12 protein-coding genes are annotated in these 12760 nt (G+C 73.1%); 3 read left to right on the top strand and 9 right to left on the bottom strand.

Annotation, left to right across the window (positions count from 1 at the left end; genetic code table 11):
- Positions 1–13: 13 nt before the first annotated feature.
- The 9 genes from TOK_RS09705 to TOK_RS35305 form a co-directional block, all read right to left on the bottom strand.
- On the bottom strand, positions 14–1327 hold the full coding sequence (locus tag TOK_RS09705; protein WP_216361913.1) for a YcaO-like family protein: 1314 nt from the start codon (positions 1325–1327) through the stop codon (positions 14–16).
- An 11-nt stretch (positions 1328–1338) separates the two neighbouring features.
- Positions 1339–2697, bottom strand: a complete 1359-nt coding sequence (locus TOK_RS09700) for a YcaO-like family protein (protein WP_098957465.1) — start codon at positions 2695–2697, stop codon at positions 1339–1341.
- Entirely contained in the window at positions 2690–4252 is a 1563-nt protein-coding gene (locus TOK_RS09695; RefSeq protein WP_172457506.1) for a CocE/NonD family hydrolase, read from the bottom strand. Before TOK_RS09695 ends, TOK_RS09700 begins: the two co-directional genes overlap by 8 nt.
- Entirely contained in the window at positions 4249–5025 is a 777-nt protein-coding gene (locus TOK_RS32500; RefSeq protein WP_172457505.1) for a hypothetical protein, read from the bottom strand. The genes TOK_RS09695 and TOK_RS32500 overlap by 4 nt, the downstream gene beginning before the upstream one ends.
- A gap of 72 nt (positions 5026–5097) precedes the next feature.
- Positions 5098–5286, bottom strand: coding sequence for a streptamidine-related RiPP repeat protein (locus TOK_RS09685; protein WP_098957462.1), 189 nt, complete (start codon positions 5284–5286; stop codon positions 5098–5100).
- Between the two features lie 155 nt (positions 5287–5441).
- Positions 5442–6989 (bottom strand): VWA domain-containing protein, encoded by a 1548-nt coding sequence (locus TOK_RS09680; RefSeq protein ID WP_098957461.1) that lies wholly within the window; start codon positions 6987–6989, stop codon positions 5442–5444.
- Positions 6989–8167, bottom strand: a complete 1179-nt coding sequence (locus TOK_RS09675; RefSeq protein ID WP_253258287.1) for a MoxR family ATPase — start codon at positions 8165–8167, stop codon at positions 6989–6991. The genes TOK_RS09680 and TOK_RS09675 overlap by 1 nt, the downstream gene beginning before the upstream one ends.
- 158 nt (positions 8168–8325) lie before the next feature.
- Entirely contained in the window at positions 8326–9618 is a 1293-nt protein-coding gene (gene mdo / locus TOK_RS09670) for an NDMA-dependent methanol dehydrogenase (RefSeq protein ID WP_098957460.1), read from the bottom strand.
- Between the two features lie 160 nt (positions 9619–9778).
- Complete coding sequence (locus TOK_RS35305; protein WP_253258286.1) at positions 9779–10912, bottom strand: GNAT family N-acetyltransferase; 1134 nt, start codon at positions 10910–10912, stop codon at positions 9779–9781.
- Positions 10913–11056: 144 nt separating this feature from the next.
- Between TOK_RS35305 and mftA the strand changes: the two genes are divergently transcribed.
- Genes mftA through mftC form a run of 3 tightly spaced genes read left to right on the top strand, consistent with a single transcriptional unit; the run spans position 11057 to position 12725 of the window.
- A complete protein-coding gene (gene mftA, locus TOK_RS09660) occupies positions 11057–11164 on the top strand; it encodes a mycofactocin precursor MftA (protein WP_098957459.1) in 108 nt (35 codons plus the stop codon).
- Complete coding sequence (gene mftB / locus TOK_RS09655; RefSeq protein WP_098957458.1) at positions 11154–11462, top strand: mycofactocin biosynthesis chaperone MftB; 309 nt, start codon at positions 11154–11156, stop codon at positions 11460–11462. Before mftA ends, mftB begins: the two co-directional genes overlap by 11 nt.
- 12 nt (positions 11463–11474) lie before the next feature.
- The gene (mftC, locus tag TOK_RS09650; RefSeq protein WP_098957457.1) at positions 11475–12725 is read left to right on the top strand and encodes a mycofactocin radical SAM maturase; all 1251 of its coding nucleotides are present in this window, start codon (positions 11475–11477) and stop codon (positions 12723–12725) included.
- Positions 12726–12760: the final 35 nt, after the last annotated feature.

Genomic DNA, 12760 nt, shown 5'->3' with positions numbered 1-12760 from the left:
CGCCACTCACGGCTCAGTGGGGCAGCGGTGTGCGGGGGAGCGGGAACGGGGAGGACCGGCGGGCCGCGACGAGGCGGGAGCCGCCCAGGAACGGCAGGCCCATCGGTGCGTTGGAGTACAGCCCCGGGACCAGCACCCGCACCACGGTCCAGTCGGGCGGCGCCACGTCCGTCGTCGTGACGTCGACGGCGACGACGCGGTGCCCGGCGAGGGTCAGCACGTCGACGAGATCGGCGGCGTCGCGAACCGGGCCGGCGAGCGAGTCCAGCGCGACCCGGCCGGTGATGCGCGCGGCGAGCTCGGCCTCGAACCCGGCGCGCACCGCCGGGTCGAGGTGCAGCTGCAGGTGGCAGGCGTAGTCGACGACGTCGGAACGGTCGGGCAGGTAGGCCGACCCGTAGGCGCGGTCGGCTCGCCACGGCTGCAGCGGGCTGCGCGGGTGGGCGGCCGCGGCGGCGAACGCACCGTCGGGATCGTCGTAGTCGGCGAGGACGAGCTGCAGCTGCAGCGCCTCGGCGAACGCCTTGACCGCCCCCGTCACCGGGTCGGGATCGACGCCGGTGCCGAGGCTGAGCAGGCCTGTCACCTCGTCGACGACCAGCGCCCCGACGACCGGCAGCCCGAAGGGCGAGGACAGGGCGACGAACCGGGTCGCGAGCAGCCCCTGCGGACCGGCCGCGAACGACGCGAGCCAGCCGGGCGGGTCGAGCGCGCGGACGCCGAGGCCGCCGTACCAGGACAGCGTCATGGCGTCGCGCTCCACGACCTCGCGCAGCGCGCCCCACACGGCGAACTCACGGTCGGGGCCGGCGGCGAGCCCGGCCTGGATCACGGGGTTGGTCAGTGGGCCGCGCCGGTCGCCGACCGGCGAGTGGTACGACGGCCACACCGGACCTGCAGGGACGAGGACCTCGGAGCCGTCGACGAGATCGCGGCCCGGTGCCCACTCCATGACCAGGTCTCGTGTCATCGGCACCGCGGGGAAGCCGGGCGTCGCGTACTGCGAGGCGGAGAAGAACGCAAAGGTCGTCGGGTCGAGCGCGCGGCGGCCGAGCGCCTCGTGGTTCGCCCGCACCAGGCCCGGTGGGACGAGGTTGCCGCAGTAGCGCTCCACCGCTTCCCCGACCGCGGCCGCACGCACCGCGCCGGGGTCGGCGAAGGCGTAGCCCGCCCCGGCGGGGTCGGACGCCCAGCCGCCGAAGCGGGCGGTGTCGGCGATGCGGGCCGTCGTCAGGGAGAACGACGCCGGGAAGTGCACCGGGACCGCGGCGGGCTCCAGGGCGCGCACGATCCCGGTCCGCGGATCGCACAGCAGCTCGGGACTCACGGGTGCACCTCTCAGGCCAGGGGCAGAGGATGGTCGACGAGGTCGTCCTCGTCGCGGGGTGGGGCCGGCCAGCCGAGCCGGGCAGGGACGTCGTGGAGCCGGGCGCTGCCGCGCAACGGGAACGCGGGTGGCCCGTTGCCGATGAGCCCGGCCGCGACGACCCGCACGACACGCCAGCCCGCGGCCCGCACGTCCGGGGTGGTGAGGTCGACCGACACCACCCGGATCCCGGCCGCGGCGAGCCGGCGCAGGTACTCGGCACGGGCGTCGCCGATGTCGGGCAGGTCGTCCAGGCGGCGGGTGGCCGCCGGGCGCAGCGGGTCCAGTGGAGCGCCCTGCATGCGCGGGTCGAGGTAGAGCTGGGCGACGCCCGGCAGGTCGGTGAGCGCCCGATGGCCCGGACCGGTGTCGTCGGCGTAGCGACGGTCGGCGCGGAAAGGCAGATAGGCGTGCGCCTCGATCGTCCCGGACGCGACGGCGGCCCACGCGAGGCTGTCCGGGTCGGCGAGGTCGCGGGCGTGGCGCAGCAGTCCCAGGGCCTCGACCAGCGCCTTCGCCGCCGCCTGGGCGGGGTCGGCGCGGCAGGCGCTGCCGAACCCGACGAACCCGCCGTCCTGTTCGACGAGCGCTGCGACCACCGGCACGTCGAACTCCGACGGCACGGCGGTCAGGTGCACCCGCAGGGGTACGTCGCCCGCGGGCCGGCCGAGTGCGCCGGTGACGCGGCCGCCGTCGTCGAGGCCGGTCGCCGGGGCGCCGGAGGCCCACCAGATGCCGGTGGCGTCGCGTTCGAGCAGCTCCTCCAGCGCCGACCGCTCGGCCGCGGCGCGGTCGGTGCCCGCGGCGATGCCGGAGTACATGAGCGAGTGCGTCGGTGGCTCGTCCGCGCGGGTGCCGTGGACGTAGTCGAGGTGCGCGAGCGACGCCGGTACCCAGGTGGGCTCGCCGTGGTGCAGGTCGGTGCCGTGCACCCAGCCCACCCGTAGGTCGGCGGTGAACGGGACGAACGGGAAGCCCGGCAACCGGTACTGCCGCGCCGAGTAGAGGGCGAGCGTCGCGGGGTCCAGCGCGTCCTCGCCGGCGGTGACCAGCTCGGCGTGGGAGGCGCGGCGCAGCGTGTCGGGCACGGCGTTGCCGCAGTAGCGCTCGATCGCCTCGCCGATCGCGGCGGCGCGCGCGGCGTCCTCGTCGCCGAGGCTCGCGCCGAACCCGGTGGCGTCGGCGCGCCACGTCGTGAACCGGTCCGTGCGCCCGACGAGAGCGCCGTAGGAGACGAAGCCCGACGGCAGGCCGGGCGGCACGGGCAGCCGGCCGACGTCGACGAGCAGCCCGGTCCGCCGGTCGGCGAGCGCGGCGGCGAGGTCAGCCACGGTGGTCCCCGATCGGGAGCGCGAGCACCGACGTTCCGGTGTGGACGGTCTGTGCGCCGGCGCGTAGCCGGGTGCCGTGGTGGCGGTCCTCGCCGGTGCCGAGGTTGCGGGCGAGGAACGGGAAGTCCGACCCGGTGACCTCCAGCACGAGCCGAGACCCCGTGTCGACGACGGACGCGCACGCGCCGAGGGGCACCCGGATCCGGTGCGGCCCACCGCCTGCGGTGACGGCCGTGCCGCGGGTGACCTCCAGCAGCCGTCCGTCGGGCCGGTGCTCCAGCAGGCGCACGACCCAGTCCGCGCCCTCCGCCGTGGTGGACACCTCGAGGTCGGCGTGCCCGGCGCCGTCGACGCGCAGCGGCGCCCGCAGCGGCCCGGTGGCGAACCGGGCGGCGTCGCGGCGGGCGAGCAGCGGGGCGCGGTCGGCCGCGGGCAACGTCGACGGGAACGGATCGGCGGGGTCGTGGGCGAAGGTGACGCCCCCGTGCGGCGCCGCGGCGTCGTCCAGCGTGCCGTCGGCACCCGGGCGCCAGGTCCGCGTCGGGATGGGTGCGGGCCACGTCGGCGTCGTCTCCCAGCGGTCGGCGCCGGGCACGAAGACGCGTGCGTTCCCGGGAGCGGTGGGATCGTCGAGGGCGGCGCGCAGCCACTCGACGAACAGCGTCCCGAGCGGGAGCCTCGCCGTCACGCCGTGCTCGCGGGCACCGACGGTGGTCGTCCCGTCCATCCCGAGGTCGTGGCCCCACGGCCCGACGACGAGGTCGCGCCGCGGTCGTGGGGACACGGCGGACCCGCTGCGCGCGTGCAGGTCGAGCACCTCGTAGACCAGCAGGTCGTACCAACCGCCGACGTGCAGCGACGGCGCCGCGAGCCCCCGGACCTCGGCGTCGGTGACGGCCTCGGCCGGGGTGTCGGACGGGTGCATGGCCAGCGTGTCGGTCCAGTGCGGGAGCCGGGCGCCGAGCAGGTCGGCGATCCCCGAGACCGGCAGGTGCGCCAGCAGGTCGGGGTGCTCGGCGAACACGAGCCGGCGCAGGCCGTCGCGGCTGGTCCGGGCGTCGGCACGGTCGAGCCACCAGCCCGCGTGCTCGGCGAGGCGCAGGATGCCGCTGGGCTCGAACTTGGTGCGGTGCAGGCCCATCGACGGCCCGAGGCTGAGCAGGGCCGCGACAGGGCGCTCCGCGGCCATCGTCCACGCCGTGTACCCGGCGTAGGAACCGCCCAGGACGGCGATCCTCCCGTCGCACCACGGCTGGTCGAGCACCCAGTCGAGCAGGGCGGCACCGTCGGCCCGCTCGTTGCGGTAGGGCGTCCAGATGCCCGCGGAGTCGTAGCGGCCGCGGACGTCCTGCACCACGAACCCGAACCCGCGCGACCGCCAGCTGCGGCCCTCGGCGAGATGCGTGGACCGGCCGTAGGGCGTGCGCGTGACGACGACGGGTACCGGCCACTGCGTCGCGGGCGGGACGTGAGCGTCGAGGACCAGCTCGGTGCCGTCGGCCGCGGCGACGGGCAGGTTCGCCCAGGTCGTCAGGTCCGACAGGAGGCCGGTCACGGCGTCGCCGCCGCGAGGGTCGGCAGGGTGAGGACCGGGTGGCGGGTCACGCGCAACGGGTTCGTCGACACCTCGGTCTGGTACCCGACCGGGCCGGCGACGCCGGTGCGCCACCAAGTCGCGATCTCGTCGGCGAGCAGCCCGGCGACGACGGCCGCGATGCCCGGCCCGTGGTCGGGTACGGGCGGGGTGCCGGTGCCCGAGTCGAGCCAGGCCCAGTGGTGGACGAGCTCGTCGGCGACACCGCTGGCGGCCAGGCGGCGCCCGCGCAGGTCGGTCCAGCCGGGTGAGCGGCCGGGCACGGTCAGCGGTCCGGTCAGCAACGACGTGCCCTCGGCGTGGCAGCGGTGCCAGGCGACGTCCGCCGCGGCACAGGCGGCGTCGAGGGCCTGCCAGCGGGCGTCGGGCAGCCAGCCCGCGCAGTCGACGAGCACGTCGAGGTCCCGGAGGGCGTCGGCCCGGCCGGCCCGCCGGGGTGTCCAGCCGGAGAGGACGGCGGCGAGTGCGTCGGCCACCGGCCCGTCACCGGTGATCAGGACGCGCGGCGCCGGTCCGGTGGCGACGGGCTCGGCCAGCAGGTCGTGGGCGGCGAACGCGTCGCGCAGCGCGCCGACGTCGGCGGTCGCGGAGCCGGTGTGCCCGTGGGCAGTCGGCTGGAAGGCACGCAACGCCTCGTCGGGGCCGCCGATGCGGACGTAGCGGTCGCCCGGCAGGGCACAGCGCCAGCCGTCGGGTGCGGGGTACAGGTGATGGCCGGGGCGTAGGGGGGTCACGAGGTCCTCCGGGAAGACGCGGGCCCTGGCGCCCGCGGGACGGGCGCCAGGGCGGGCACGTTCAGTCGGTGATCAGCCGGAGAACGAGAAGGGGTTGTGCACCAGGGCGTTGGTCGTCGGGCCCTGGAGCGCCGACAGGGCCGGGAGCTCGGCGACCTCGTCGAACGAGAACGGGTTGTGCACGAGCGCGTTGGTCGTCGGGCCCTGCAGCGCCGACAGCGCGGGCAGCTCGGTGACGTCGTCGAACGTGACGTTCTCCATGTGCAACCTCCATTTACGAACATGGAAACCATTTCCATGTAGCGCAGACGGTACGGCCCGCCGCGGGCGAACGAAAGAGGCCGCCCGAGTGTGTGGCCCGCGCCACTGTGAGTGGCGACAGTCGCCACAGCGACCATCGCCACCCACGAGCTGTGTCAGCGGCCTATGAGCTCGCCGGCCATCTCGTGGGCGGTCGTCTCCAGGCCGGTCAGGTCGCGCACGACCCGGACGCGGTCGCAGTGCTCGGCGTAGGCGGGCAGGTCGCAGCGGCCCAGGCCCCAGGAGTAGCGGGGCTCGGGGGTCAGCCAGATCGTCTCCCGGGCGCGGCGGGTGATCTCGACGAACGCCTCCATGTTCGGGTCGTTCCCGTTGCCCCGGCCGTCGCCCAGGATCAGCACCGTCGAGCGCCGGTTGACCGCCGACGAGTGGTCCTCCATGAACTGCCCGAACGCCAGCCCGTAGTGGGAGTTCGCGTCGACGTCGAGGACGTCGCCGCCGAAGACGAAGCCGAGGGCCTGCTCGACGGGGTGGTCGGCGAAAAGGTCGGTGATCTCGACGAGGTCGGAGACGAAGGCGAACGAGCGGACCTGCCCGAACAGGTCCTGCAGCCCGTGCACCAGGTGCAGGGTGAACCGGGCGGTGGCGCGCACCGACAGGGAGACGTCGGCCAGTACCACCAGCCGCGGCTTGTCCTCCGCCCGCTTGACCGTCACCGGGTTGAAGGGGATGCCGTCGTAGCGCATGTTGCGGCGCATGGTCCGGCCCGAGTCGACCCGGCCCTGCGCCGCGACCCGGCGGCGGTGCGTGAGGGCGCCGTGCAGGGTCTTGGCCAGGCGGCGCAGGGAGTCCTCCAGCTGCATCCGCTCGGTCTCCGACGCCCGGTCCACCTCGGCGGCCCGCACCGCGTCCTCGTGCCCGCCGTCGACGATCCGCTGCTCCAGCTCGAGCAGCTGCTCCAGGTGCTTCTTGATCGCCTCGGGCAGGTTGGCCAGGACGCCGGCGAGCCTGCGTCGCAAGGCCGCGGCGTCGTCCTCGTTGCCCTTCTCTGCCTCGATCTCCTCCTCGGTGGCCGAGAGCCAGCCCAGCAGGGCCTGCTGCTGCGCGACGGAGAGGTCGGCGTCGACCTTGGTGCCGGTGGCCTGCGAGATGTCGCCGGGCAGGCCCGCGCCGGAGAGCCGGTCGGTCTCGATCTGGACGCGGTTGCCCTCCGTGAGGGCCTGGTTGGCAGCGTCGTCCCTCGAGAACACGATCTCGTCGGTCATCGCGGCCAGGTCGATCTTGTTGGCCTCCTGGTGCAGGTTGTACTGCTGAGCGAGGTCGTCGGGGTCGAAGTAGTCCCGGATGTCGACGGGCTTGCCGTGGCTGTGGCCCTGCTGCGGGGTCCGGCTCGGATCCTCGGACAGGGTGAAGTCGTCGAGGGTGCCGTCGTCGGAGAGGTCGCCGTGCCCGTGCCCGTGACCGTGGCCCTGCTCCTCCTCGCCCACCTCCACCAGCGCGAAGTAGGCGGAGAAGACCGCGTCGAACACCTCGTCGTCGCGACGGTCCTTGACCAGCGAGACACGCAGCGCCTCCCGCAGGACCTCGCGGTCGGCGAGGATGCCGGGCTGCGCGGCGCAGCGCATGGCGTCGAGCGCCTCGGAGACCGAGATGCGCACACCCCGGATCCGCAGCAGCCGGACGAACCGGTGGATCGCGGCTTCCATCAGAACGGCCGCTTGCGACGACCGAACGACCTCTCCCCCTGGCCGGGGGTCACCGCGCGGACCGGCGTCGGCGTCTGCTGCGCGGCACCGGGGGTGCCGCCGTAGACGCTGCCGTGCCTGCCGGCGGTGTCCTTCCCGGCACGCTTCGCCCGGCCGTCGACGTCACCGTCCGGCTCGTGCCCGTGCCCGTGCCCGTGCCCGTGCCCGTGCTCATCGGAGATCTCCGCGTTCGGGTCGACCAGCCGCGGCAGCGCACCGAGCGCCTTGGTGACGTCCTTGTCGTACTTGACGACGACCGACACCGTGTCCGACAGGATCTGGGAGTTGAGCTCCTCGACGCCGAGCACCGCGAGCGTACGGGCCCAGTCGATCGTCTCGGAGATGCTGGGCGCCTTGCGCAGCTCCAGCTCGCGCAGCCCGCGCACGACCCCGACCAGCTCCTCGGCCAGCGCGTCGGAAAGCCCGGTCTTCTTGGAGCGGACGATCTCCAGCTCGCGCTCGGCGGCCGGGTAGTCGAGGAACATGTGCAGGCAGCGACGCTTGAGCGCGGCGGCCAGGTCGCGGGTGTTGTTCGAGGTCAGCAGCACGTACGGGCGCTGTTTCGCGACGAACGTGCCGATCTCCGGCACCGAGATCTGGAACTCGCCCAGCGTCTCCAGCAGGACTGCCTCCAATGCCTCGTCGGCGCGGTCGACCTCGTCGATCAGCAGCACGACGGGCTGCTCGGAGCGGATCGCCTCCAGCAGCGGGCGCGGGGCGAGGAACCGCTCGGAGAAGAAGACGCTCTCGTTCTCCCCGATCCGCTCGACCGCGGTGGTGAGGTCGGGGGCGTCCTCGACGACCTGCCCGATCTTCTCCCGCAGGATCTGCGTATACATCAGCTGCTTGCCGTAGTCCCACTCGTAGAGGGCCTTGGTCTCGTCCTGGCCCTCGTAGCACTGCAGCCGCAGCAGCCGCCGGCCCGTCGCGAGCGCGAGGACCTTGGCCAGCTCGGTCTTGCCGACGCCCGCGGGTCCCTCCAGCAGCAGCGGCTTGTCGAGCCGGGTCAGCAGGAACACGGTCGTGGCGAGCCGGGTGTCGGCGATGTAGCCCTGCTCGCGCAGGGCGTCGATGACGTCGTCGACGGAGTCGAACGCGGGGGCGGGGTCGAGCTGGGTCTCGTCGGACACGCTGCTCACGGCCGGGTACTCCTTCCGCGCGGCTCTCCGGCGAGCCGCGGCAGGTGGCCCGGGCGGGCCCATCACGTCCCAGCATGCGCCGGAATCGCGTGGCGGGCCCGTCGGGAAGAGGTCGTGAGTGGCGATGGTCGCCATGTCGACCATCGCCACTCACAGGGTCAGCTGAGCAGGTCGTCCAGGTCGCCGTTGATGCAGTGGTCGACGACCGGACGCACCGTCTCGAAGGTGCACTCCTTGGGGTTGCCGGGGGTGCAGGCGTCACCGAGGACGTGGTTGGTGATCCGGTCGACGTCGTTGGCGTCACCGACGATCGTCGGCGCGTTCTCGTAGAACTTCGTCGGGCCGGTGCCCAGGCGGTTCTTCGAGTACGAGTCGGCGGTGACGTCGACGAAGCGCTCCGGGATGCCCACGTCGCGCAGCAGCCGGATCGACGCGGCGAGCGCGGCGTCGGCGGCCTGCGGCTTGGTCATTCCGTGGGTGTCGATGCCCATCGCCTCGGCGATGTCGGCGAACCGCTCGTAGCAGACCGGCATGTTGAACGCCCACACCCGCGGCAGCGCGATCGCGTTGTTCAGGCCGTGGTGGGTGTCGTAGAACGCCGACACCGCGTGGCTGATCGAGTGGATGATGCCCAGACCACCGGAGTTGAACGCCTGCGCCGCGATGTACTGCGCGTACATCATGCCCTCGCGGCCGGCCAGGTCCTGCCCGTTCCACACGGCCTGGCGCAGGCTCCGCGCGGTGAGCTTGATGGCGTGCAGGGCGTTGCCCAGCGACGGCTCGAAGTTCAGCCGCGACACGTACGGCTCGGAGGCGTGCGCGAGCACGTCGAACCCGCACTGCGCCGTGTAGTCGATCGGGCAGTCGTAGTAGAGCACCGGGTCGTCGATCGCCAGGGTGGTGACCGAGGCGTCGTCGAACGCGACGTACTTGTGGGGGTTGTCCGGGTCCGTCGTCGTGTCGGTGATGACGTAGGCCCAGGAGGTCTCCGAGCCGGTACCGGCAGTGGTGGAGACCGCGATGTGCGGCGGGTTCTGCGGGTTCTCGGACTTGTTGAAACCCTCGAACTCGTTGACATTGCGACCGTCGTGCGCGACCGAGATGCGCGCGCCCTTGCAGGCGTCGTGGCTGGAGCCGCCGCCGATGGAGACGAACGAGTCGCAGTTGTTCTGCTGGTAGAGGCCCACAGCGTCCATGACGTTGTAGTCCTTGGGGTTCGACTCGACCTGGTCGTACAGGACGACCTCGAGACCGTGGTACTTCATCGACTCGACGATCTTGTGCACGATGTCGGTCCCGCGCAGACCCGAGGTCATCACGAGCGTCTTCCTGAAGCCCAGTTTGAGGGCCTCCGGCCCGATCATCTCGTGCGCGCCCGGCCCGAGCAGAGCCTTCGGGAACGGGTGGAACTCCTTGATGGGGAACGGCTTCAACAGCTCGTCGACCTGCATGGCAGCCCTTTCTGGTGCAGGTGGGTGGTCGCCGCCGACGCTAGGGCCGGTGTGGCGTGGGTCCCAGGGAAACCGTTCGGCCCACCCGGCCAGGACTGCCCGGTCGTACAGGTGCGGGTCAGCTCACCCCGTCGCGGCGGCGGCCCTGCCGACCTGCGGATCAGCCTCGCAGGCGGCAGAACCAGGACTCGCCGACCTGGCCGAACCCGCGGCGGCGGTACCAGTCGCGGGGCCAGTCGGCGGCGTCGGCGTCGAGCCAGACGAGGTCGCAGCCGGCCTGGTGGGCCTGGCGCAGCGCACCTGCGAGCAGGGCGTCGCCCAGGCCGCGGCCGCGGGGGGTGGGCGCGGTCTCGACGGCGTCGAGCTCTGCGGTCGATCCGTCGATCTTGAGCAGGCAGCACGCGACGACGAGCCCGTGCTCGCGGATCGCCATGGCGTGCACGTCGACCGTGCCGTCCTCCAGCTCGTGGCGGTCCGACAGCTGGGCACGCTGCTCCTCGGTCAGCCCCGGCGCCGCACGCAGCCAGGACGCCTCCCAGAACGGCCGCAGCTCCGACGGCAGGGCGCGCTCGGCGCGCACCTGGTGGCGCGGGGGCTCGCCGGACGGGGTCGTCACCAACGAGACGAGGTGGTCGATCTCCCAGCCGTGCCGGGCCAGCTCGGCGGCGGTCGCGGCGGCGTCGACCCCCCGCAGCGTGGCCGCCCGGTGGGGGATGCCGGCGCCGCCGAGCACGTGCTCGGCGTCGGAGATCACCTGGGCCGCGCCGACCGGACCGTCGATGAGCAGCTGGTTGTGCTGGTGCGACGCACTCACCGCTGCGGTCAGCACCGCGGTGCCCCCGGTGACGGGATGCTCGGTCGTCGCGAGGCGACGCAGCACCGAGTAGGCCATCACGTCGCGGCGGGTGACCGCGTCGACGCGCGACGGCGGGTTGCCGGGCACGTCGAAGACACCGTCGGGACCTGGCCGGTAGGGCAGCACGGCGACGACCGCGCCGGTCGGGACCGGCCCGTAGGCGTGCGGGAAGACCATGCCGGAGGGGTCGCCGGGCAGGCCCGGCTCCCACCGCAGATCGGCGATCCGGCCGGCGTCGATCGCGAGCAGCACGAGGTCGGAACGGCCCCTGAACAGCCGGTTCGCCGGCAGCGCGACCTGCTCCGCCGTCGACAGATGGACGAACCCGGACTCGGCCATCGAGCGGCCCGCCGCGCCCGACAGCCCGAGCGCGCCGTCGGCGAGCGCGGCCCGCCACTCGGCCGGCGTGCACAGGTGCAGCAACGTCGGAGCACTCACGTCGCCAGTCTGGACGGTCCCTTCCGGACCCCTCCGAACGGGTGGGTCCGGACAGGTCCGGGTCGAGGTGACTCTTGCATTGGCACCGGGTGCCATTTAACGTCCAGTTCGTCCGAGCACGACCCGAACGACGGGAGACAGCCGATGGCGCCGGTCGAGAACGTCCAGTCCACCGCCTCGCAGGAGGAGCCGCTCGTCGAGGAGACCCTCGTCGAAGAGGTCTCGATCGACGGCATGTGCGGTGTCTACTGACCCGACTGCCGGCGGCGCGGACCCCGGGTTCGACCCGGGGACCGCGTACCGCTGCAGCCCGCAGGTCTCGCTGCGCCCCGAGTCGTTCGGGGCGCTCGTCTACCACTTCGGGACGCGCAAGCTCTCGTTCCTGAAGACGCCGCAGCTCGTCGACGTCGTCACCGGGCTCGAGAAGCACGCCGACGTGCACGCCGCGATCGACGCGGCGGGTGTCGCCGAGACCGAACGCCCCGCGTACCTCAAGGCCCTGGCCGGGCTCGCAGCCTCCGGGACCATCGAGGCCCGTACCACCACGTAGCAAGGGAGCGCCGTGAAGCTCGTCGACCACTTCCAGTACGGGCTCAGCTCACCCATCTGTCTCACCTGGGAGCTGACCTACGCGTGCAACCTCGCCTGCGTGCACTGCCTGTCGTCGTCGGGCCGACGCGATCCGCGTGAGCTGTCCACCGACGAGGCCAAGGCCGTCATCGACGAGCTCCAGCGGATGCAGGTCTTCTACATCAACGTCGGCGGCGGCGAGCCCACGGTGCGCCCCGACTTCTGGGAGCTGCTCGACTACTCGATCTCCCACGACGTCGGGGTCAAGTTCTCCACCAACGGGATCAAGCTCGACAAGAAGCGCGCCGCGCAGCTGGCGGCGACCGACTACGTCGACGTCCAGATCTCCCTCGACGGCGCGACCGCCGACATCAACGACCACGTCCGCGGCCCCGGCTCCTACGCCACCGCGATGCGGGCGCTGGAGAACCTCGCCGAGGCAGGGTTCGCCCAGCCGAAGATCAGTGTCGTCATGACGCGGCAGAACGTCGACCAGCTCGACGAGTTCAAGGCGATCGCCGACAAGTTCGGCGCGCAGCTGCGCATCACCCGGCTGCGCCCCTCCGGCCGCGGCGCCGACGTCTGGGATGAGCTGCACCCGCTGCCGAGCCAGCAGCGCCAGATGTACGACTGGCTCGTCGAGCGCGGCGACCAGGTGCTCACCGGGGACTCGTTCTTCCACCTCTCCGCGTTCGGCGAGGCGCTGCCCGGGCTCAACCTCTGCGGCGCGGGTCGCGTCGTCTGCCTGATCGACCCGGTCGGCGACGTCTACGCCTGCCCCTTCGCGATCCACGAGAACTTCCTGGCCGGCAACGTCCGCTCGCCCGGCGGGTTCCAGGAGGTGTGGCAGTCCTCGGAGCTGTTCACCGAGCTGCGCCGGCCGCAGACCGGCGGGGCGTGCGCCTCCTGCATGCACTACGACTCCTGCCAGGGCGGGTGCATGGCGGCCAAGTTCTTCACCGGGCTGCCGCTCGACGGCCCCGACCCGGAGTGCGTCCGTGGGTTCGGCGAGCAGGCGTTGGCCGCGCGCGGCGACGGGACGTCGATCCCGAGGTCCGACGTCGACCACAGCCGCTCGGCCCCGCGCAACTCGCGCACGCCCAAGGGCCCCGTCCCGCTGACACTGACCTCCCGCCCGCTGGAGGTCGCCCGCCCGGACCGCGCGTGCGAGACGAGCCCGCTCGCCGGTCTCGGCGCCTCGGAGTCCGACTCCGGGCTGCGCCTGCCGGTCGCCGGCGGCTGAGGGACAGCCGGCGCCGGACCCGCCCGACCGGGTCC

The organism is Pseudonocardia sp. N23 (genome assembly GCF_002583555.1).
GTDB lineage: Bacteria > Actinomycetota > Actinomycetes > Mycobacteriales > Pseudonocardiaceae > Pseudonocardia.
The sequence above is the reverse complement of the archived record's forward strand: the minus strand, read 5'-3'. Positions and strand labels throughout refer to the sequence as shown.

Coding starts and splice junctions, on each gene's coding strand:
- mftA (WP_098957459.1), top strand. CDS start 11,057: ATGGCGCCGGTCGAGAACGTCCAGTCCACCGCCTCGCAGGAGGAGCCG.
- TOK_RS09685 (WP_098957462.1), bottom strand. CDS start 5,286: ATGGAGAACGTCACGTTCGACGACGTCACCGAGCTGCCCGCGCTGTCG.
- TOK_RS09680 (WP_098957461.1), bottom strand. CDS start 6,989: ATGGAAGCCGCGATCCACCGGTTCGTCCGGCTGCTGCGGATCCGGGGT.
- mdo (WP_098957460.1), bottom strand. CDS start 9,618: ATGCAGGTCGACGAGCTGTTGAAGCCGTTCCCCATCAAGGAGTTCCAC.